Annotated in this window: 23 protein-coding genes and 1 pseudogene; 8 read left to right on the top strand and 16 right to left on the bottom strand. The window is 69.6% G+C overall.

Annotated elements, in window-relative coordinates; genetic code table 11:
• Window positions 1–25 precede the first annotated feature (25 nt).
• From ORI60_RS21750 to ORI60_RS21730, 5 genes and pseudogenes are all read right to left on the bottom strand, one after another.
• Window positions 26–556: a DUF742 domain-containing protein gene (locus tag ORI60_RS21750; RefSeq protein WP_266039619.1), complete on the bottom strand. Its 531-nt coding sequence runs from the start codon at window positions 554–556 to the stop codon at window positions 26–28.
• Window positions 553–951 carry a roadblock/LC7 domain-containing protein gene (locus ORI60_RS21745; protein WP_266039617.1) on the bottom strand — a complete coding sequence of 133 codons (399 nt, stop codon included), beginning with the start codon at window positions 949–951 and terminating at the stop codon, window positions 553–555. Before ORI60_RS21745 ends, ORI60_RS21750 begins: the two co-directional genes overlap by 4 nt.
• Entirely contained in the window at window positions 948–3,038 is a 2,091-nt protein-coding gene (locus ORI60_RS21740; protein ID WP_266039616.1) for a nitrate- and nitrite sensing domain-containing protein, read from the bottom strand. The genes ORI60_RS21745 and ORI60_RS21740 overlap by 4 nt, the downstream gene beginning before the upstream one ends.
• A complete protein-coding gene (locus ORI60_RS21735) occupies window positions 3,038–3,163 on the bottom strand; it encodes an MFS transporter small subunit (RefSeq protein ID WP_266039615.1) in 126 nt (41 codons plus the stop codon). Before ORI60_RS21735 ends, ORI60_RS21740 begins: the two co-directional genes overlap by 1 nt.
• 98 nt (window positions 3,164–3,261) lie before the next feature.
• Window positions 3,262–4,605 (bottom strand): annotated as a pseudogene (locus tag ORI60_RS21730) (OFA family MFS transporter); the annotation flags it as partial.
• Between the two features lie 297 nt (window positions 4,606–4,902).
• On the opposite strand from ORI60_RS21730, the gene ORI60_RS21725 reads away from it, so the two are divergent.
• A complete protein-coding gene (locus ORI60_RS21725) occupies window positions 4,903–5,319 on the top strand; it encodes a DUF485 domain-containing protein (RefSeq protein ID WP_266039613.1) in 417 nt (138 codons plus the stop codon).
• Window positions 5,320–5,322: 3 nt separating this feature from the next.
• On the top strand, window positions 5,323–6,903 hold the full coding sequence (locus ORI60_RS21720) for a cation acetate symporter (RefSeq protein WP_266039611.1): 1,581 nt from the start codon (window positions 5,323–5,325) through the stop codon (window positions 6,901–6,903).
• Here ORI60_RS21720 and ORI60_RS21715 read toward each other — a convergent pair.
• From ORI60_RS21715 to ORI60_RS21705, 3 genes are read right to left on the bottom strand one after another with little or no spacing between them, the layout of a single operon-like run.
• Entirely contained in the window at window positions 6,900–7,550 is a 651-nt protein-coding gene (locus ORI60_RS21715; RefSeq protein WP_266039610.1) for a response regulator, read from the bottom strand. The two genes, ORI60_RS21720 and ORI60_RS21715, sit on opposite strands and share 4 nt — an antisense overlap.
• Window positions 7,547–8,926, bottom strand: coding sequence for a sensor histidine kinase (locus ORI60_RS21710; protein ID WP_266039609.1), 1,380 nt, complete (start codon window positions 8,924–8,926; stop codon window positions 7,547–7,549). Before ORI60_RS21710 ends, ORI60_RS21715 begins: the two co-directional genes overlap by 4 nt.
• Window positions 8,927–8,934: 8 nt before the next feature.
• The gene (locus ORI60_RS21705) at window positions 8,935–9,420 is read right to left on the bottom strand and encodes a phosphatase PAP2 family protein (protein ID WP_266039608.1); all 486 of its coding nucleotides are present in this window, start codon (window positions 9,418–9,420) and stop codon (window positions 8,935–8,937) included.
• Window positions 9,421–9,539: 119 nt separating this feature from the next.
• Here ORI60_RS21705 and ORI60_RS21700 point away from each other — a divergent pair, with 119 nt between their 5' ends.
• On the top strand, window positions 9,540–10,667 hold the full coding sequence (locus tag ORI60_RS21700; protein WP_266039607.1) for an MFS transporter: 1,128 nt from the start codon (window positions 9,540–9,542) through the stop codon (window positions 10,665–10,667).
• Here ORI60_RS21700 and ORI60_RS21695 read toward each other — a convergent pair.
• Together ORI60_RS21695 and ORI60_RS21690 are read right to left on the bottom strand one after the other, a co-directional pair.
• The gene (locus tag ORI60_RS21695) at window positions 10,598–11,167 is read right to left on the bottom strand and encodes a DinB family protein (RefSeq protein WP_266039606.1); all 570 of its coding nucleotides are present in this window, start codon (window positions 11,165–11,167) and stop codon (window positions 10,598–10,600) included. The two genes, ORI60_RS21700 and ORI60_RS21695, sit on opposite strands and share 70 nt — an antisense overlap.
• Before the next feature lie 10 nt (window positions 11,168–11,177).
• Window positions 11,178–11,894 carry a hypothetical protein gene (locus tag ORI60_RS21690; RefSeq protein ID WP_266039605.1) on the bottom strand — a complete coding sequence of 239 codons (717 nt, stop codon included), beginning with the start codon at window positions 11,892–11,894 and terminating at the stop codon, window positions 11,178–11,180.
• Window positions 11,895–11,993: 99 nt separating this feature from the next.
• Between ORI60_RS21690 and ORI60_RS21685 the strand changes: the two genes are divergently transcribed.
• Window positions 11,994–12,188: a hypothetical protein gene (locus tag ORI60_RS21685; RefSeq protein ID WP_266039604.1), complete on the top strand. Its 195-nt coding sequence runs from the start codon at window positions 11,994–11,996 to the stop codon at window positions 12,186–12,188.
• A gap of 160 nt (window positions 12,189–12,348) precedes the next feature.
• A complete protein-coding gene (locus ORI60_RS21680; protein WP_266039603.1) occupies window positions 12,349–12,867 on the top strand; it encodes a DinB family protein in 519 nt (172 codons plus the stop codon).
• Here the strand turns inward: ORI60_RS21680 and ORI60_RS21675 are convergent, their stop codons facing one another.
• Window positions 12,868–14,442, bottom strand: coding sequence for a sulfatase (locus tag ORI60_RS21675; protein ID WP_266039789.1), 1,575 nt, complete (start codon window positions 14,440–14,442; stop codon window positions 12,868–12,870).
• A gap of 84 nt (window positions 14,443–14,526) precedes the next feature.
• Between ORI60_RS21675 and ORI60_RS21670 the strand changes: the two genes are divergently transcribed.
• Window positions 14,527–15,189: a RibD family protein gene (locus ORI60_RS21670; protein WP_266039602.1), complete on the top strand. Its 663-nt coding sequence runs from the start codon at window positions 14,527–14,529 to the stop codon at window positions 15,187–15,189.
• Here ORI60_RS21670 and ORI60_RS21665 read toward each other — a convergent pair.
• On the bottom strand, window positions 15,170–15,571 hold the full coding sequence (locus ORI60_RS21665; protein ID WP_266039601.1) for a DoxX family protein: 402 nt from the start codon (window positions 15,569–15,571) through the stop codon (window positions 15,170–15,172). The two genes, ORI60_RS21670 and ORI60_RS21665, sit on opposite strands and share 20 nt — an antisense overlap.
• A complete protein-coding gene (locus tag ORI60_RS21660; RefSeq protein WP_266039600.1) occupies window positions 15,564–16,298 on the bottom strand; it encodes a CDP-alcohol phosphatidyltransferase family protein in 735 nt (244 codons plus the stop codon). The genes ORI60_RS21665 and ORI60_RS21660 overlap by 8 nt, the downstream gene beginning before the upstream one ends.
• 41 nt (window positions 16,299–16,339) lie before the next feature.
• On the opposite strand from ORI60_RS21660, the gene ORI60_RS21655 reads away from it, so the two are divergent.
• Together ORI60_RS21655 and ORI60_RS21650 are read left to right on the top strand one after the other, a co-directional pair.
• A complete protein-coding gene (locus ORI60_RS21655) occupies window positions 16,340–17,317 on the top strand; it encodes a zinc-dependent alcohol dehydrogenase (protein ID WP_266039599.1) in 978 nt (325 codons plus the stop codon).
• A complete protein-coding gene (locus ORI60_RS21650; protein ID WP_266039598.1) occupies window positions 17,304–17,996 on the top strand; it encodes a creatininase family protein in 693 nt (230 codons plus the stop codon). The genes ORI60_RS21655 and ORI60_RS21650 overlap by 14 nt, the downstream gene beginning before the upstream one ends.
• Here ORI60_RS21650 and ORI60_RS21645 read toward each other — a convergent pair.
• Genes ORI60_RS21645 through ORI60_RS21635 form a run of 3 tightly spaced genes read right to left on the bottom strand, consistent with a single transcriptional unit; the run spans window position 17,910 to window position 20,379 of the window.
• Complete coding sequence (locus ORI60_RS21645) at window positions 17,910–18,872, bottom strand: lysylphosphatidylglycerol synthase transmembrane domain-containing protein (RefSeq protein WP_266039597.1); 963 nt, start codon at window positions 18,870–18,872, stop codon at window positions 17,910–17,912. The two genes, ORI60_RS21650 and ORI60_RS21645, sit on opposite strands and share 87 nt — an antisense overlap.
• A complete protein-coding gene (locus ORI60_RS21640) occupies window positions 18,872–19,651 on the bottom strand; it encodes a class I SAM-dependent methyltransferase (RefSeq protein ID WP_266039596.1) in 780 nt (259 codons plus the stop codon). Before ORI60_RS21640 ends, ORI60_RS21645 begins: the two co-directional genes overlap by 1 nt.
• Window positions 19,648–20,379, bottom strand: a complete 732-nt coding sequence (locus ORI60_RS21635; RefSeq protein ID WP_323055928.1) for a glycosyltransferase family 4 protein — start codon at window positions 20,377–20,379, stop codon at window positions 19,648–19,650. Before ORI60_RS21635 ends, ORI60_RS21640 begins: the two co-directional genes overlap by 4 nt.
• Between the last annotated feature and the right edge of the window lie 166 nt (window positions 20,380–20,545).

Raw genomic sequence — 20,545 nt, 5'->3', positions numbered from 1 at the left:
CGTATCAGCGGCCGGACTCGCCCACTCAGAGCCGGCGGAGCCCTGCCAGCACGCGTTCGAGCAGCATCCCGTCCGGCCTGTCGCCGCCGTAGGACGACGCTGTGCGGTGCACGTCGATCAGGCCGTGCCCGGCCATGTCGCCGAGCAGCACCTTCGTGACGCCCAGCGGCAGCCCGCGCAGGGAGGCGATCTCCGCCACCGAACGCGGCTGCATGCACAGGGCCAGCACGTCCTGGTGTTCCGGGCGCACGGCGGTGGACGAGAACTCGTTGACCGAGACCAGGGTCTCGATCTCCAGGTGCACGTCGGACGTGGTGCGACCGCCGGTCCACGCGTAGGCGCGCACGATCGACGACGACGAGTCGATGCCCGTCTCGACCGACGGCAGCGGTGGCACCGGCTCGAACGCCAGCGTCGCGTACGGGTCCGGCTCGCGGACGGGTTCGGCGGCGCGCTCGGGCTTCTTCTTCTTGTTCCGCTTGCGGATCCGCTCGCTGTCGAAGCTGAAACCGCTGATCAGATCGCCGAAGTTGACCTGTTCGTCGGGCTCTCTCATGCGAGCTCGGCCCGCAGTTCGGGCGTGAGCAGCTGGCCCACCTGCCGCACGACGACGGTCATCTCGTAGGCGATCTGCGCGACGTCGGCCGCGGACGTCGCCAGCACCGCGAGGACGGAGCCGTCGCTGATCGAGGACAGCAGCATCACGCCTCTGTCCATCTGCACGACCGTGCGGACCACCGCCTCGCCGGCGAAGCACTTCGACGCGGACTCGGCGAGGGAGACCACGCCGGCCACGATCGCCGCGAACTGCGGTGCGACGTGCGCCGGCAGCTTCGAGGACGAGATCAACACCAGGCCGTCCGCGGAGATCACCACGGCGTGCTCGATGCCGGGGGTGCGTTCGGCGAAGTTGGTGACCAGCCAGCCGAACTGGTCCACCTGCGTGCTCATCGACTCTCCTGGTTCTCGGGAAGGCCGCGTTGCACACCCCGCTGGAAGGCGTCGAGGAAGCCCCGGGCCGATTCCGGCGTCTGGCGTGCGGGCGCGGGGGGAGGCGGCGGTGCGGCGGCCTGCGTCGTCTGCTGGAACCACGACGCTCGCTGCCGTTCGATCGTCTCCCCTCGGAAAGACTCCCAGGACTCTTGCCGTCGTGGTGCCAGTTCGGCCGGAACCAACACGATCGCGCGAGTCCCGGAACCTTGCTTCGCATCCAGACGTACCACGATCTGGTGGCGTGCGGCGAGCCTTCCGACGACGAAAAGTCCCATTTCGCGGAAGACCTGCACGTCCACGCCCTCGCCCGCGGCCTCCAGCCGCCGGTTCACCCCCTCGAGCGCCTCGGGGTCGATGCCGATGCCGTGGTCGGCCACGTCGATCTGCACGATGCCGCCCGCCTCGATCGACGCGCTGATCGAGACCTGGGTGTGCGGCGGCGAGAACGCCGTGGCGTTGTCGAGGAGCTCGGCGAGCAGGCGGACCAGGTCGCTCGCCACGTAACCGACGACCTCGGCGTTGGGTGCGGTGTGCACCATCACCCGCTGGTACTGCTCGATCTCCGCGGCCGCGGCGCGCAGCACGTCGGTGAGCGGGATCGGCTTGTGGAACCGCCGCGCCACGTCGCCACCGGAGAGCACCATCAGGTTCTCGTTGTTGCGGCGCATGCGGGTGGCGAGGTGGTCGAGCTTGAAGAGGTTCGCGAGCTGGTCCGGGTCCTCCTCGTACTTCTCCAGCTCCTCCATCAGCTTGAGCTGGCGTTCGACGAGGCTTTGGCTGCGCCGCGAGAGGTTCACGAAGATGTTGCGCATGTTGGCGCGCATGCTGGCCTGCTCGATGACCGACTTCACGGCCTGCTGGTGCACCGCGTCGAACGCGCGCGCCACCTGGCCGAACTCCTCGGTCGTGTGCACCGGCACGGCCTCGATCTCGGTGCTGCCGCGTCCGGTCGCGACCATCTCGGGGAGCTTGTCCCAGGCCACGTCGAGCGCGGAGCGGCGCAGTGCGTTGAGCGAGCGCAGCAGGTAGCGGCCGACGACGAAACCGATGGTGGCGGCCAGGATCAGGCTGGCGAACAGGATCGCGGACGCCGCGCCGGCGGCGTCGCTGGACTCGTCGCGCAGGCGGTCGGCGGTGGCGCGCAGGTCGTCCTGCAACCCCGTCACCACGCTGCCCATCGACGCCACGACGGCGCCCGTCGCCCTGCTCCAGTCCGCGGCCGCGATCGGCAACGGCGGTTTGGGCCTGTTCGCGTTGGTGCCGGTGCTGGGCGCGTCCGAGGTCGGGTGCAGCACCGCCGTGGCCAGCATCGTGCGCTGAGCCTCGATGTCCGGGCCGCTGAAGTTCTTGCCGTAGACCTTCATCTGGTCGGGCGTCGCGAGGGCCGCGAACTCGTCCGCGATGTAGCCGAGCTTGACGTTCGACTCGACCAGCGCGCGGACCTCGGCGTTGGTGAGCTGGCCGCGGGTGAGCCCGGACAGCACGACGGCCTGCTGGTAGAGCACCTGGTCGCGGACGTGCACCACGTGGTGCAGACCCATCGCGGTGCGCAGCAGGGCGGCGTCGCCGAACTCGCTGGCCATCACCTCGTCGACGTCGAGCAGCGAGTCGGTGAGCTCGGTGTAGATCTTGATCACCGCGGGGATGTCGTTGCTGCTGCGGTCGCGCAACACCGTCAGGTCGCCGATGCGGTTCTGGACGTCGCTGAGGCGGGCGGTCACGACCTCGCTGAGCGAGGTCTTGCCGATCTGGTCGCGCAGTACCGCGCGGGCGTCGTCGGTGCGCTTGCTCTGCTCGGAGAGGATCTCCGGGCCGGCGCCCTCAGCGACGATGTGCCGTTCCGCCTGCACGCCCTCGATCACGGGGATCAGGGCGGCGCGGACCTTCACCAGTCGCTGGAGCGCCGCGTAGGTCTCGGCGCGGTCGATCTGCGAGTTGATCTGCAACACGCCGGAGCCCACCGCGATGGCGACCGGAACGATCAACACCGCGGCGAGCTTGACCGGCAGGCGCCAGTTGCGCCAGTTCACGAGCGCGTTGAACATCAGACGAAGAGCTTGGCCGCGTTCAGGAAGAGCCGGTACAGGCCGTAGGCGAGCGGCAGGCCCACCCACAGCCAGGCACCGACCAGCAGCACCGTGCTCGATCGGTTCTCTCGGGGTGAGCTCACTTCTTCACCACGCCTTCCGCTTCGTCCTTGTCCGCCGACTCGGCGGCTTCGGCGGCCTCGGCCTCGTTCCACTTGGCGACCGCGGCCTCGTCGTCCTGGGACGAGGGCTTGCCGGTCTCCCCGGCCGCGGGTTCGTGGAACTTCGGGTTGACCGGGCGGATCAACTCGTTCGCGACGAAACCGACGACCAGCAGCGAGATCATGATGTAGAACGACGTCGCGTACAAGTCCGGGCCGACGTGCCCGGCCTTCTTGCCCGCGTCCGCGATGGCGTTGACGATCAGCGGCCCGAGGACGCCGGCCACCGACCACGCGGTGAGCAGGCGGCCGTGGATCGCGCCGACCTGGTAGGTGCCGAACAGGTCGCGCAGGTACGCCGGGACGGTCGCGAAGCCCGCGCCGTAGAACGACAGGATCACCATCGCCGCGATCACGAACAGCGGGGTGCTGGTCGAGCCGACGGTCAGCAGCACCAGGTAGAGCAGCGCGCCGACACCGAGGTAGAGGCGGTAGATGTTCTTGCGGCCCACGATGTCCGAAGTGGACGACCAGATGAACCGTCCCGCCATGTTCGCGGCGGACAGCAGTGCCACGAAACCGGTGGCCGCGGTGGCGGCGACGGGCGTCGAGGACTCCTTGAAGAAGTCGACCAGCATCGGCGCGGCCTTCTCCAGGATGCCGATGCCCGCGGTGACGTTGAAGCACAGCACGACCCACAGCAGCCAGAACTGCGGCGTCTTGATCGCGTTGTTCGCGGAGACGTTGAAGCCGACGTTGGCCTTGGGCCTGTCCTTGAGCAACGCCTCCTTCTCCGCCGTGAACTCCTTGGAGGGCAGGCGGATCAGCAGGACGCCGACGCTCATGAAGACCGCGTAGGCGATGCCGTGCACGAGGAAGGCCTTGCCGATGCCCGACGTGGTGGCGCCGAACGCCGTCAGCATCGAGGTCGACCACGGTGACGCGATGAGCGCGCCGCCGCCGAAGCCCATGATCGCGATGCCGGTCGCCATGCCCGGCCGGTCGGGGAACCACTTGATCAGCGTCGAGACCGGCGAGATGTAGCCGATGCCGAGGCCGATGCCGCCGACGAGGCCGTAGCCGAGGACGACGACCCAGTATTGACCGGCCCACACGCCGACCGCCGAGATCAGCAGGCCGGAGCAGAAGGCGATCAGGGACATCAGCATGGCCCAGCGCGGGCCCCTGCGCTCGACCGTCGTCCCGAGCACGGCGGCGGAGAGCCCGAGCATCACGATGCCGAGCTGGAACGGCAGAGCGGACTGCGTTCCGGTGATGCCGAGAGATTTCTCCAGCGGCGTCTTGAAGACGCTCCAGGCGTAGGCCTGGCCAATGGAGAGATGAATCGCCAGAGCTGCGGGCGGAACGAGCCAGCGGTTCCATCCGGGAGGCGCGACTTGGCGTTCGCGCGCTAAGAACCCCACTTTATCCCCAACCGTCACCAATAACGCGGACCGGCCGATCCTAGGCCAGGTGCACACGTGCGACAACGGTCTTGACCAAGGCTTCAGGTGTTGCACCTGGTGCAACTCCGGACCGTCCACGTGATACAGACGTTGGTGCGAACCATTTGAGACGAATGGGAGTCCGGCTTTCAGTCCGGTTTCGGTCCGGTCGGCGTTCGGCATTGGTCCGGTTTCGTCCGTTTCCGGGGCCTCCGTCACGTTGACTGCACACGTGAGAGCGCTACAGTGGGCGCCGCACACGAGGGGCAGGGGTACATGACCAAGGCGATGCGGTCGCCTGGCGAAGCGCAGCACGAGTACCGGGAAAGCCGGGGTTTCGCGTCGTTCGACGACCCGGACACTTTGTCGTACGTCGATTCCGACGGCACCCCGAAGTTCGAGCTGATTCGGCAGACCGAAGAATTCCGCACTCTCCGTCGCCGGCTCACGACGTTCATCTTCCCGATGACCGCTCTTTTCCTCGCGTCCTACCTGACCTTCGTACTGCTGTCCGCGTACGCGAAAGACTTCGTCAGCACCAAGGTGATCGGCGTGATCAACCTCGGGATCCTGCTGGGCCTCGGACAGTTTGTGACTTCGATCATCATCACGCTCGGTTATGCCCGCTACGCAAAGCGACGGCTGGACCCGCAGCGGAAATTGCTCGCCGAGAAGACGGGCGTCGAGGAGTAAGTCATGCCCACCACCGGCAACCCGGTGCTGAACCTCAGCGTCTTCGCGGTGTTCGTCCTGATCACCCTCTACATCGTCTACCGCGTGAGCAGCCGCAACGTGACGGCGTCGGACTACTACGCCGCCGGCAGCTCGTTCACCGGCGCGCAGAACGGCGTGGCGCTGTCCGGCGACTTCCTGTCCGCCGCGTCGTTCCTCGGCATCTCCGGCGGCATCGCGGCGCACGGCTACGACGGGTTCCTCTACTCCGTCGGCTGGGTCGTCGCGTGGCTGGTCGGCCTGCTGCTGATCGCGGAGGGCCTGCGCAACACCGGCCGCTTCACCGTCGGCGACGTGCTGGCGTTCCGGATGAAGCAGCGCCCGGTCCGCGCGGCGGCGGCGAACGCGACGCTGGTGATCTCGTTCTTCTACATGATCGCGCAGATGGCGGGCGCCGGCGGGCTGATCGCGTTGCTGCTCAACGTGACCTCGAAGTGGGGCCAGGCGATCCTGATCGCGCTGGTCGGCATGGTCATGGTGCTCTACGTGCTGGTCGGCGGCATGAAGGGCACGACCTGGGTGCAGATCATCAAGGCCGTCCTGCTGCTGCTCTGCGTGACGCTGATGAGCGTCTTCCTGCTGGGCAAGTTCGGGTTCAGCCTGTCGGCGATCATGCAGCAGGCCACCGAGAACAACAAGCTCGGCGAGGCGGTGCTGGATCCGGGCGCGAAGTACGGCTTCAGCGCGATGTCCAAACTGGACTTCGTCTCGCTGGCGCTGTCGCTGGTGCTCGGCATCGCGTCGCTGCCGCACGTGCTGATGCGCTTCTACACCGTGCCGAACGCCTCCGAGGCGCGTCGTTCGGTCGTGTGGGCGACCTGGACGATGGTCATCTTCTACCTGTGCACGCTGGTGATCGGCTTCGGCGCGATGGCCCTGGTCGGCACCGACAAGATCGCCGCGGCACCGGGCGGCGAGAACTCCGCCGCGCCGCTGCTCGCGTTCGAGATCGGCGGCGCGGTGCTGCTCGGCGTCGTGTCCGCCGTCGCCTTCGCCACGATCCTCGCGGTCGTCGCCGGCCTGACGCTCGCGGCCTCCGCCTCGTTCGCGCACGACGTCTACGCGAACGTGATCAAGCGCGGCAACGCCGAACCCCGCAGGGAGATCCGGGTCGCGCGGCTGACGGCCGTGGTGGTCGGCATCCTGTCGATCATCGGAGGCATCGCGGCGAACGGGCAGAACGTCGCGTTCCTCGTGTCGCTGGCGCTGGCCCTGGCCGCCTCGGCGAACCTGTCGACGATCCTCTACACGATCTTCTGGCGGCGCTTCAACACCACCGGCACGCTGTGGAGCATCTACGGCGGGCTCGGATCGTGCCTGGTGCTGATCCTGTTCTCGCCGGTGATGTCGGGCGCGAAGACGTCGATCTTCCCGGACCTGGACTTCGCGTGGTTCCCGCTCGGCAACCCCGGCCTGGTGTCGATCCCGTTCTCGTTCCTGTGCGGGTTCCTCGCCACGATCTTCTCCCCGCGCGAACCGGAGATGGCCGCGAAGGCGGCGGAGATGGAAGTCCGGGCGATCTCGGGCATCGGCGCCCGCACCTAACCCGCGGGGATGATCCCCGACTCGTGGGCGATGATCGCGGCCTGCACGCGGTTGCGGACCCCGAGCTGCCGGAAGATCGTGCTGACGTAGACCTTCACGGTGCCCTCGACGACGTGGATGCGGGCGGCGATCTCGGCGTTGGACAGGCCGGCGCCGACCAGGCCGAGCACCTCGCGCTCGCGTGCCGTCAGGACCTCGATCCGTTGCGTCGCAAGCGGTCGCGGGTGTGCGCGGGAGAGCTGGTCCACGACCCGCTTCGCCACCATGGGTGACAGGAACGCGCCGCCGTTCGCGACGGCGCGGACCCCGGAGATGATCTCCTGCGGGTCGCCGGTCTTCAGCACGAACCCGGCCGCGCCCTCCCCCAGCGCCCGGCTGATGTACGCGTCGTCGGCGAACGTGGTCAGCACCAGCGTCCTGGTGCCGGGATGGCACTCGCGGATCACCTTGGCCGCGTCGAGGCCGTCGAACACGGGCATGCGGATGTCGAGCACGGCCACGTCGGGCCGGTGCCGGGCCACGAGGTCGATCGCCGCGCTCCCGTTCTCCGCCTCGGCGACCACCTCTACGTCCCCGGCGGTGGCGAGGACGGCCTTCACGCCGAACCTGACCACCGGTTCGTCGTCCGCCAGCACGACCCTGATCAACCGCTCCTCCTGGCGAGCCACTGCTTGGACACGAGCCGATCATCCCGGAAGCACAGCTGGTGCAGGTCGTGGCGGTCGCCGTCGAACGGGTTGGGGTGCGTGCTGTAGTAGCGGCACTCGGTGCCCGGCGGGGCGGTGACGCCGAGCGGGTTGTCGACGCGGGTGCGCAGCGGCAGGTCGAGGGCGTCCTCGTGTTGCCCGGGTTGTGCCCGTTCGAACTGCTGCGGTGTGAGAACGGACGTCACGGCGTCGAACACCATGTAGCCGGGCACTCCGATGGCGATCCCCGCGCACACGACCGTGGTGATCAGGACCGTGCGTCTGGCGCTCTTGCGAAGCTCCTCCTCCGTGCGTTCGCGGCGCACGTGCGTGGGCGTCGTGCGGGCGCGTGGGCGTTCCGGGAGCTTCGCCCTGACCTCGAACCCTCCGTCGTCGGAGGGCGCGGCCTCGAACCAGCCGCCGACGAGCGCGACGCGTTCGGCGAGGCCCACCAGCCCCTTGCCGCTGCCGACCGCCTGGGTCCTCGGCACCGGGCCGTTGGTGATGCGCAGTTCGAGGTTCGCGGACAGGCTCACGGTGACCTTCGCGCCGGGAGCGTGCTTGATCACGTTCGTCAGCGCCTCGGCCGTCACCCGGTGGACGGTCCGCGCGATGATGCCGTCGATCGCGGTCCTGCGGCCGTTGACGAGCTCGACGTCGAGTCCGCTCCTGGCAACGACCTCCTCGATCGTCGCGACGGGTTCGTCCTCGTCGGCGCGCAGCACCTGCATGACGTCGGCGAGCCGTTCCGCCGCGGCCGTGACGCTGGCACGGGCGGTTTTGGCCGCCTCGCGCTGTTCGGCGGTGAGCGACGGTTCCAGCTCCAGCGCGCCGGTCAGCAACGCGGCCCGCGCCAGCTCATGACCGACGAGGTCGTGCATCTCGCCCGCGAGCCGGGCGCGTTCGGCGTTGCGGGCGTTCTCGACGCTCCGCTCCAGCAACGAGGCGTGCTCCCAGCCGACCTCGCGCAGCTCCGCGTACCGGCGCCGGAACCGGCCGAAGGCCCAGGGCACGACACCGAGCACGCCGACGCCGGAGGTGACCGCGAGCGCGGTGTCGGAGCCACCGCGCTCGGTGAGAGCCACGACGACACCGGCGACCTCGGCGATCGTCAGCGCGATGGCGGTGGGCCGCGGATCCTCCGCGTTGCGTCCGGCGAGGAAGCTGACCAGTGCCAGTGCGGGAGCGAGCGCCATCACCCTGACGTCGAAGTCGACGGTGACGAGGTAGCAGACGAGCCAGGTCCCCAGTGCGGTTCCCAGCGCGACGGCGGGCCGGTCGCGCACGACGGCGAAAGCCGCGCCGAACAGGACCAGGTAGAGCAGAACCTCCCACACGGCGACCATCATCGCAGTCGCTGCAGCACCACGGTCGGAGCGTCCGCCACCTCAGCTCGCTGCCGCCTCCTGTCCAGCAGCACCGCGATCCCCCACGACACCAACGCTCCGAGCGCCAGCCCGGCCAGGACGTCGTGTACATAGTGGACACCCACGACCACCCGCGACGACGCCGCCGCGACCGCGCACACGGCCGCCACCCAGCCCCAGGTCCGGTGCAGCGCCCAGATCGCCATCGCGGACGCCCCGGCGATCACCGAGTGGTTGCTGGGGAACGACCAGTCGCCCGGCTCCGGGCACTCCGCGATCGACGGCGCCGTGCGGCAGGGCCGTTCCTCCCGCACGACCAGCTTGACGACCTCGCTGATCGCGTACGCCACCACCACACCGGCACCGGCGAGGAAAGCCCGCAGCCTGTGCTGGAACCACAACAACAAGAACATCAACGCGAACACACCGAGCACCGCGTCGGTGCCCACAGTCAGCCAAGTCACCCAGCCGAACCTACGAAGGCACCGGCACCGGCGCCCCTGCCCTTCGGAACCGGGTGCCCTTTACTTTCGACAAGGCCGGCCGTCCTGCGGCGACGGCCAGAGCGTGGAGAATGCGCGAGGTGTTGATCCAGCGAGCGGCCATCGCGCTCGTCCAGGTCCTCGGCCTGGCCGTGTGGTTCTCGATGTCCGCCGTCGTTCCCTCCCTGCGCGCCGAGTGGGGCATCAGCGCGGGTGCGGCGGTGTGGCTGACCGCGTCGGTGCAGCTCGGCTTCGTGACCGGCGCGGTGGGGGCCACGGTGCTGAACCTCGCCGACCGCGTCCGCCCGCACGTGCTGCTCGCCTGCTCCGCCGCCCTGGGCGCGGTGTTCACGCTGGTGCTCGGGTTGTCCGTGGACGGGCTGGGGGCCGCGATCCCGCTGCGGTTCCTGACCGGGGTGGCGCTCGCCGGTGTCTACCCGGTGGGCATGAAGCTGATGGCGTCCTGGTCGGAGCCCCGCAACCGCGGACGGGCGCTGGGCGTGCTGATCGGGGCGCTGACGCTGGGCTCGGCGCTCCCCCACGTGTTCGGGCGGCTGCCGTGGCGCGAGGTGCTCTTCGCGGCCGCCGCCCTCGCCCTGCTGGGCGCCCTGGTGGCGCTGCTGGTCGTGCGGCCGGGGCCGTTCCTGACCGCCACGACCGCGCAGCTCAACCCCCGGTACGCCGTGCAGATGTTCCGGGAGCGCGGGCCGCGGCTCGTGAACCTCGGCTACTTCGGGCACATGTGGGAGCTGTACGCGCTGTGGACGTGGCTGCCGACGTTCCTGCTGAGCTCGGGCGAACCCGTTGGTGTCACGGTGTTCCTGACGATGGGGGTGGCGGGGTTCGCCGGCTGCCTGGTGGGCGGCTGGGCGGCGGACAGGTTCGGGCGCGCGCCCGCCGCCGTGGGGGCGTTGACGGTGAGCGGGCTCTGCTGCCTGCTCTCGCCGCTCGCGTGGGGGACGTCGCTGCTCATCGCGTTCTGCGCGGTGTGGGGCGCCTCGGTGATCGCCGACTCCGGGGTGTTCTCGGCGTCGCTGAGCGAGGTCGCCGACCCGCGCTACGTCGGGACGGCGCTCACCGCGCTGACCGCCGTCGGGTTCGGGCTGACGGTGGTGAGCATCCAGCTCGTCCCGCTGCTCGCCGACGTCGTGACCTGGCGCTACGCGTTCCTGCTGCTCGTGCCCGGCCCGGTGGTCGGTGCGCTCGCCATGCTCAGGACCAGGTCGTAGTAGCCGTCGGGGTTGTCGGCGCCGGACCGGCCGTCGATCAGCTCGCGCACGACGTCGCAGTGCCCGGCGTGCTGCGCGGTCTCCGCCGTGACGCGGACGAGCAGGTGCCCGAACGTGGTCTGCCGCTCGTGCTCCGGCCACCAGGCCACCGAGGCCGGCGCGTCCAGCGGCAGGCTCGCGATCGACTCGTCGGTGTGCTTCCAGGCCTGGCGGTACAGGTCGACGAGGTACTCGCGGGACTCGGAAGGCTTGGCCCACATGTCGCCGTTCTCCCAGACCGATCCGTCCTCGTTCCACGGCAGGGTGACCGGCGCCGGACGGCCGGCGCTGTCGCCGAGGTAGCCGAACTCGATGCCGACCAGGTGCTTCACGAGGCCGAGCAGGTTGGTGCCGCTGGGCACGAGCGGGCGCCGGACGTCGTACTCGCCGAGTCCGTCCAAAGAGGACAGCACCGAGTCGCGCGAGTCCTGGAGGTAGCGCTGGAGGTCGTGGGCGATCATGCCGCCGACTCTAACGCCGTTGGGCGGCAACGTCCTTCGGTTTCGCCACGACCTCCTGCGGCGGCCGCAGCACGTCCGGCGCGGTTCCCCACTGGCTGTACACGGCGGTGAACCGCTCGGTCTGCTCGTCGACGGTCGGCGCGCTGCGCTCGACCCGGACCGGCCTGTTCTCGTCGTCCACCTCGACGACGAGCCGCACGTCGCCGTCCGTGAAGCCGCCCGAGTGCGGCACCCCTCCCGCGGCGAACACGTACCGGTCGCCGTCGTGCTCGACGAGCCGGACGGTCTTGCGGTCGATCTCGCTGAACGCGCCGCTGGGTGAGTACTCGCGCTGGGCCAGGGACAGCTCCACGGAGAGCGTGCCCACCCACAACGCGTCGTTGAGCTCCATGCTGGAGAACTCCTTGCCGGGCGGCAGGGTGAGATCGCTGTGGCTGAGGTACTCGTCGTCGTGCACTCTCATCGAGCGGTAGTCGGTGGTGCCGTACCTGTTCTCGACGTGCGCGGTCACGTCCCACTGCGGTGTGCCACCCATCCAGCTGAAGTGCAGCACACCGGCATAGGCCTCTGTGCGCGGATGCTTGCCGTCGACCTCGGTCCTGACGTCGAGCCGCACCGACTTCTGCTTCCGCATCACCTCCCGCCAGCCGTCGATCAGCGCCACGGGGTCGGCGGGCGCCGCCGAGCACGCGGTCAGCACGAGGAGCAGGGACAGGACGAGACGCATGCCTGGAGTCTGGCGCAACAGGGTGATCTCGACGCGTGGAACGAAGAGGTCCGGAACCGCTGACGTTTGCTAGTCCCGTTCGCCGGAAACCACGAGGGCATGACCGAGCACCAGCAGTTCACCACGCCCGAGGGCGGCGGCGAGCCCGTCGACGAGGAACCGGACGCGGTCGCGACCGAGGCGGGCGGCGGCGAGTTCGTCACCTCGCCCGAGGAGACGGCCATGCACATCGAGGAGACCGAGGAAGGCGGCGGCCGCGTCGACCGTCCGGGTGACGGTTACCTGGACGAATAGGCACGTTCGGCTGACTCACGGAGGGTGACGCCAGGTCAGCGCCGGATCGCTCGAACGCCGCTCAAGTTTCGCTTGAGCGGCCGTTCGTCTAGGACACAAGCTGACCTCAAGTGGTCCTAGAGTCCTTCATGTCGGGACAAACGAGCGAAGGACAGAAGCGATGACCACCACCGAGATCCTCACCGGCGAGCGCGCGGACCTCCTCGAGACCCTGCGGCAGCACCGCTGGTTCCTGACGTTCACCGCGCAGGGCCTGAGCGACGAGCAGGCGGCGTCGAGCCCGACCGCGAGCGCGCTGAGCATCGGCGGTCTGATCAAGCACGTCGCGTCGGTCGAGGAGAACTGGGTCAAGTTCATCGAGCACGGCACCTCGGCGATGGAGTCCGACCCCGAGTCGCAGGACTACGAGAACCACGAGGCGAACTTCCGGATGGAGCCGGGCGAGACGCTGGAGAGCATCATCGCCCGCTACAACGAGGTCGCGGCCCACACCGACAAGCTGGTCGAGACGGTCGACATGGACCTCTCGCACCCGCTGCCGGCCGCCCCGTGGTTCCCGGAGGGCAAGACGTGGTCGGCGCGGCGGGTGTTCGTGCACATCGTCGCGGAGACCTCGCAGCACGCGGGCCACGCGGACATCATCCGCGAGACGATCGACGGTCAGAAGACCATGGGCTGATCAGGCCTCGGGCGGCGAGAAGGCCGAGAGGAACTGGTCCCGGAAGTCGCTCATCCGCGACACCGGGGCCGACCCTCCCGGCTTGATCCCGTCGTCCCACTTCCAGGCCTCGACCTCCGCCATCACGGCCGGGTCCTTGGCGACGACGGTGATCGGCACGTCCCGCGACGCCCCCTCGCCGGTCACCATCTGCGCCGGCTGGTGGTCGCCGAGGAACACCATCACCAGGTTCTCGTCGCCGTACCGCTCCAGGTAGGAGACCACGGACTCCAGCGAGTACGAGATGGAGTGCGCGTAGTCGGCGCGCACGGCCGCCGGGTCGCGGCCGAAGATCGACTCCGGCGGGTCGTTCGAGGCGGGCATCGTCGAGTAGACCGAGCCGTCGCCGAGGTCCTCCCAGTCCACGGAGTCCGGGGTCGGCGACCACGGCGCGTGCGAGGACACCATCGGGATCGCCGCCATCACCGGGCCGTGGGCCTTCGCGCGCTCGTTGCGCTGGAACGACTCCAGCGTGAACTGGTCGGGCGTGGTCGCGTACCCGAACCGCGGGCCCTCGTAGCCGAGGTCCTGGGCGGCGTAGATCTTGTCGTAGTGGAAGAAGTCGCCTTCCGGCCACGCCTGCGTGATGCCGGGGACGACACCGACCGACCGCCACGACGACTCGCGGAACGCGCGCGGCAGCGTCAGCCGGTCGGAGGCCACGAGGTTGCGGTACCGCTGCTGGTTGTCGATCCACAGCCCGGACAGCAGCGTCGCCTGCGCCATCCAGCTGCCACCGCCGGCGGTGGGCGAGGTCAGGTACGCCGAGCGGGCCGAGTACCCGGCCTTCTTCAGCCGGTCGTCGCCCTGCGCCAGCTTCGCGGCGACGTCCGGCATGTCCAGCGCGGACTTGCCGTAGCTCTCCACGAACGTGAAGACGACGTCCTTGCCCTGCAACGAGGACAGCAGCCCGGGGCGACCGCGGAACGCGTCGACCGACGCCTCCGCCGCGAACACCTCCCGGTCGTTCAGCCCGGCCTGGACGCGCCGCGCGTGGTCGACCAGCGACGTCGCGGCGGCGTCGGAGTAGACCGGAACTCCTGGCACGGCAAGGGAAACGCACACCACGACCGCCGCGGCCACCGCCCGGATCGCGACGGGACGCCGTCCGGCGGCGACAGAACCGAGGCGCTGCACGGAGATCGCCGCGACGAACACGATCCCGGCGACCAGCGCGACCGCGAGGCCCACGGCGAGAACGGAGGCGAAGCGGCCGAACGTCACGTCCACGAAGTCGATGGCGGGCACCAGCAGCGGCCAGTCCAGCACGAGGTCGAACGGCCGGTACAGCACCACGTCGAAGCCGATGTCCATGATCTTGACGACCGCGAACAGGCCCAGCGCGACACCACCGATGATGGCGGCGGGCTTGCGGATCCGGTCGGGCAGCAGCACCAGCACCAGCACGCCGACGAGGCCTTCGAGCGGCACCCGCAGGAACGCCTCGAACGAGAACTTCTCCAGGTCGCTCGGTGCGATGAGCACGAACAACACGAACAGCCCCGCCAGGACCGTGACCGTCCGCCGCAGCAACATCCTCACCGAGAATCCCCTTTCCAGATCCTATGGGGTAAACGCGGCGCGGCACGCGACCGGTTCAACTGCTCTACGATCGGGTTCGTGACCCGCCCGCACGTTCTGCTCAGCGTCGCCGTCAGCCTCGACGGCCACATCGACGATCGCGGCACCGAGAGGTTTCCTCTTTCGAACGCCGAGGACTTCGACCACGTCGACCGGATGCGCGCGGAGTCGGACGCCATTCTGGCGGGAGCCGAGACGCTGCGCCGGGACAACGCGCGACTGCTCGTCTACAGCGAAGAGCGGCGCGCGCGCAGAACAGCCGAAGGCAAACCCGAGTTCCCGTTGCGCGTCACCGTCACCAGAAGCGGCGATCTGGACCCTGAGCTGCGGTTCTGGCACTGCGGCGGCGCCACCCTGGTGTACTCGCGCACGCCGGAGACCACGGTCGGTCATCTCACCGAGACGAAGACCTTCAGCGAATTCTCGGAGATTCTGGACGATCTCGGCTCGCGCGGGGTGAGAAAGCTCATGGTCGAAGGCGGCACGAGCATTCACACGGCGTTCCTCGAAGCCGGACTGGCCGACGAGATCCGGGTGGCGGTGGCACCGATGCTGATCGGACAGGCAACGGCCCCGCGTTTCGTGAATCCCGCCGAATTCCCCGGTGGACCGGCACGCCGATTCCACCTGGAGGACGTCACGAAAGTCGGGGACGTCGCGGTGCTCCGCTACTTCCCGAAAGTCACTTCCGGACGAGCCTGAGCGCACCGAAGATCTGTTCGCGGCGGTAGACCGCGATCACCAGCGCCCACACCATGAAGATCAGCGGCATCATCGCGTCGTCGAAGCCGCCGTTGGTGACGAGCAACAGCTCGGTCAGCGCCGCGCCGGCCATGATGCCCGCGAGCCCCAGCGCCGCGAGGCCGCAGATGGGCGGGATGAGCAGGCCGATAGCGGTGCCGATCTCCAGCACGCCGGTGAAGTAGCGGAACCACTGACCGAAGCCGATGTCGTCGAACTTGGCGACGAACGAGTCGGTGAACAGCGCGTAGCCGTTCATCACGAACTGCACGGCGAGCACGATCTGCAGGATCCAGACGACGATGTTGCCGATCTTCGCCGCGGTTGAGGTCTGCTCAGGCATGGCGGGATTCTCCCACCGGAACGGCCGCGTTGGTCCACAGCCAGAGCACATCGCGACCGAACGACCACACGAGCGATGCCAGCGCGAGACCGACGAGGACACCCGCGAACGGCAGCAGGCCGGACGCCGCCACCACGAGGAAGATCCCCTGGACCGCGGCCACGACCTTGCGGGCGTAGCTGGCGGGCAGCGGCGCGTTCATCCAGCGCAGACGCCAGGAGGCGGCGACGAACACGTACCGCATGAGCCCGATCGCGAGCACCCACGGACCCATGTGCACGGCCACGTAGGCGCTCAGCACCAGGATGAGGAAGGCGTCGACCTCCATGTCGAACCGGGCGCCCAGCGCGGTCGAGGTGCCCGTGCGGCGGGCGACCTGACCGTCGACCCAGTCGAGTGACAGCGCGACGGCCGCCAGCGTCACGACCAGCGCGACCGGCACGTCCTGCCCGGCGCGGTCCGCGACCAGGGCGGTCACCGCGCCGACCATGAGGCCGCGCGCGAGCGTGACGCGGTCGGCGGGGCCCAGTGAGCTGGTGCGATGGCGTTGCATGCCGTAGCCGAGGAACGCCCACGTGGCGAACCCGTAGGCGAGACCGGCGGCCCAGCCGAGCAGTCCCAGGCCGGTGGTGGCACCCACCACAGCCAGCAGGAGCACCTGGGCGGCGGCCCAGGCGGCAGGCTCCCGTACGACGACGGGTGTCCTGGTGTGCTGAAGTGTGATCATCAGGTGCCCCTAACGAACTTCGTGCGGCGGAGGTGTTGTGAGTGACACGTACGGCGAGTGCCTTTTGGCTCAATGAATCCGGAAATGGGGAAGTCCGGCAGGTCGCGCTGCCCGAACCCGGTCCGGGTGAGGTCGAGGTGCGCACGCTGTTCTCGGGCGTCAGCCGGGGCACGGAGACCCTCGTGTTCCGCGGTGGTGTGCCGGAGAACCAGTACGCGGTGATGAGGGCTCCCTTCCAGGAGGGCGACTTCCCGTGGCCGGTCAAGTACGGGTACCTCAACGTGGGCGTCGTCGAACACGGGGACCTGCGCGGGCGCACGGTGTTCTGCCTCTATCCACACCAGACCCGTTACGTGGTGCCGGAAACCTCGGTCACGCTCGTGCCCGACGCGGTGCCGGCTTCGCGGGCGGTACTGGCGGGCACGGTCGAGACCGCGGTCAACGCCGTGTGGGACGCGCGCCCGCTGATCGGCGACCGGATCGCGGTGGTCGGTGGCGGCATGGTCGGGTCGAGCATCGCGGCGGTGCTCGCCACGTTCCCCGGCGCCCGCGTCGAGCTCGTGGACGCCGATCCGGCTCGGGAGGAGGTCGCGCGGAAGCTCGGTGTCGGCTTCGCCCTGCCGGGCGACGCCCTCGACGGCTGCGACCTCGTCTTCCACGCCAGTGCGACCGAAGCGGGTCTCACCACGGCTCTCGACCTGCTCGCGCCGGAAGGCCGCGTGATCGAGCTGAGCTGGTACGGCGACAGGAAGATCTCCGTGCCGCTGGGCGAGTTCTTCCACTCGCGCCGGCTGACGATCCGCAGCAGCCAGGTCGGCGCGGTCGGCCGCCCGGACCGCACCTACGCCGAACGCATGGCGGTCGCGCTCGACCTGCTGGCCGACGACAGGTTCGACGCGCTGGTCACGGGCCACAGCGCGTTCGAGGAGCTCCCCGACGTCATGCCGAAGCTCGCGAACGGCGAGATTCCGGCGCTGTGCCACCGGATTGACTACGGTCAGGGTCATGTTCCCGAGTGACACCACGGTCGACGTCCGCGGCAGGAGCGTGGCCGTGCTCCCGGTCGGCAGCACCGAGCAGCACGGCCCGCACCTGCCGCTGGCCACGGACTCGGTGATCGCGTGGACGATCGCGTCGGAGATCGCCGCGAGGTACCCGGTCCGGCTGCTGCCGCCGATCCAGTTCTCGTGCTCGCAGGAGCACGCCGACTGGCCGGGGACCGTCAGCATCTCCGCCCGCACGCTGATCTCAGTGGTCACGGACATCGCGGAGTCCCTGCGGCGCAACGGAGTCACGAACGTGGTGCTGGTCAACGGCCACGGCGGCAACTACGTGCTGTCCAACATCGTGCAGGAGGGCGAGGGCCTGGCACTGTTCCCCGGCCGGGACGACTGGGCGTTCGCCCGGGAGAAGGCCGGCATCGAGACCTCGGCCTACAGCGACATGCACGCGGGCGAGCTGGAGACCTCGATCCTGCTGCACGCGCACCCCGATCTGATCCGTCCCGGCTACGAGACCTCTGACCACCTGGCGGAGGACCGGCGGCACATGCTCACCCTGGGTCTGGCGCCGTACACGTCCTCCGGCGTCATCGGGCGTCCGTCACTCGCGTCAGCGCGCAAGGGCGAGCTCCTGCTCGCGGGGCTGGCCGAGTCCTTCCGCCACTACCTCGACCTGTTCGGTCTTGGCACGGCGTGAGAGGAACAGCACGACCGCGCCGGGCAGCGCGGCGATGAGCGCGAGCACGCCGTAGACGATGCCCGTGGTGAAGCCCTGCGCGGCGCCCAGACCGGCGGCGCCGAACGCCACCGCGAGGAACGCCTCGCGCGGGCCGAACCCGCCGATGTTGACCGGGATCGCCATGATCAGCAGCGCCAGCACGACGACCGGCGCGAGCTGGGTGACCGTCGCGTCCGACCCGGCGGCGCGGGCCGCCACCAGGAACATCGCGACGTAGCCCGCGACCGTGGCGGCCGACAGCCCGATGACGGCCGGCCAGGTCCGCAGCGACAGCAGCCTGATGCCGTCCGCGAGGGTGTTGACCAGCGCCCGGCGCACCGGCCGGATGTTCCAGCCGGCGGCGGTCAGGACGGCCAGACCGGCGAGGACCAGCGCGGCGGTGGTGCCGTCCGGCGCCAGGTCGAGGCCGGGCGCGGGGTGCGTGAGCAGCACCGCGAGCCCGATCCCGATGAGCACGACCTGGCCGGCGAAGCGCTCGAAGAACACGGCGCGCACGCCCCGTCCGACGTCGCCCGACTCACGGCCGTGGTTCACCGCGCGGTGCACGTCGCCGAGCACGCCCGCGGGCAGCACGGCGTTGACGAGCTGGGCGCGGTAGTAGTCGCTGACCGCGGTGCGCAGGGTCAGCGGCAGGCCGAGGCGGCGCGCGACGAGGACCCAGCGACCCGCGCTGAGCACCGTCGTCACGAGCCCGATCGCCAGTGCGGCGGCCACGGAGAACGCGTCGATCGCGCGCAGTCCGTCGACGAACGCCCCGGTGCCCAGGCGCACGCCCAGAGCGACCAGGATGCCCAACGCCAGCACCAGGCGGAGCCACGGCCAGAACTTCTTCATCACACAGCTCCCGGTAGTGCCAGCAGGTCGACGTGGTGGACCGCCACGGAGGCCGTTGACCTGCGGCGCAGGTACTCGGAGGCCTCAGGGGCGAGTGAGGGTTCCTGCTCCACCGCGGCGCCGACCCAGCCCTTCAGCCATTCCCGCTGGAGGTCGTCGGCATTCATGCGCCAGGGGCTCTGAGCCGTTCGAACCGAAGCTCCGGCCGCCACGAACGCCTCTTCGGCGGCGGCGGGTGCGTCAGGTCCGAGCAGACGACGCCCGTCCACGACGCGACGCTGGTGGGCGTTGAACGCGTCCTGGAAGGCGGCGTCGAGCGGCTCGGCCGGATCGATGTCGATCCGGCCTGCCACCGAGAGCGTGAACAGTGCGGGCACATGAGCTTCTACGCAGGCCAGTGCCAGAGCGTTCATCTCTTCGGCGGTGAGCAGGTCGAGCAGGGCGGAGCAGGTGACGAGGTCGGCGCCCGCGAGGTCGGCGGCCTTCAGGGCCGTGAGGTCGCCCTCACGCGTCTCGGCGGTGACGTTCTCCAGCGCGCTCACGCTGGCCTCCGCCAGCCCGAGCAGCCGGGGGTCGCGGTCGTGCAGCACCCAGTGCTGCACGCCGCCGAGCCTCCCGGCGAGCCATCGTCCCATCGATCCCGTGCCACAACCGAGGTCACGGATCGTCAGGGGGTTTCGGTTCACCAGAGTTTCGCGGACCACGTCCACGAGCTCGGTCGAGCGCGCGGTCGCGTCGGCGTTCTCACGCAGTGCCAGCCATTCCGGGGCGAAGGTCATGGCCGGAGCGTAGCCAGCACCCTCCGCAGGTCCTCTGTGGATTCGTCCCAAGTGGACAGAACGGCTCGCCGCGCGAGCGCCTTCGCACGCAGTTCCGCCCGAAAGTCTTGATCTTCGAACCAGCGTGTCAGTGCAGCTTCCACCGCGTTTTCGTCCCCGGCGGGAACGAGCAGGCCGCCGTCGCCGAGGGCGTCGGGGACCGCGCTCGCGATGACCGGCAGACCGCGGGCGAGCGCCTCGGTGACGACCATGCCGTAGGTCTCGGCGCGGGAGGCCAGCACGAAGAGGTCGGCACTGGCGTACGCGCTGGTCAGCGCCTCGCCGGCGAGCGGTCCGGGAAAGCTGACCCGGTCGTCTCGCGGAAGCTCGCGCAGGAACGGCCGGTGCGGGCCCGCGCACGTCAGCCGCCAGTCGCGTTCGATCCTCCGCAACGCCCTGAGCAGCAGGTCGTGGCCTTTGCGGGGTGTGATGGACGCGACGCAGAGCAGGTGGTGGATGCCGTCCGTGCCGTGCGCCAGCGGTGCCGGGTCGGTGCCGGGGACGACGACGTGGACGTGGTCGAGCCCGTGCCTGCGCTCGATCTCGCGCGCGGCCGTCGGGCTCGTCGCGATGACGGCCTTCGCGGCCCTCAGGACCTGCCCTTCGCGCGCGTCGAGGTCGCGTGCGGTGCCGGCGTCCAGACCCGTCTCGTCGGCGAGCGGCAGGTGCACCAGGACAGCGATGTTCAATCTTCGTGTGTGAGGAACGACGATTTGGGGTAAGCCGCAACTCACGAGGCCGTCGAGGAGCACGACGTCTCCGTGCGGGATCGCCGCAAGCGTTTGCTCCAACGCGGTGGCGTCGCTCGGAATCGGCCAGTCGCCAGCGACGAGCAGACGGTTCAGGCCGGCGCTC

The sequence above is a fragment of the Lentzea sp. NEAU-D7 genome, assembly GCF_026242055.1.
Lineage (GTDB): Bacteria > Actinomycetota > Actinomycetes > Mycobacteriales > Pseudonocardiaceae > Lentzea.
The sequence above is the reverse complement of the archived record's forward strand: the minus strand, read 5'-3'. Positions and strand labels throughout refer to the sequence as shown.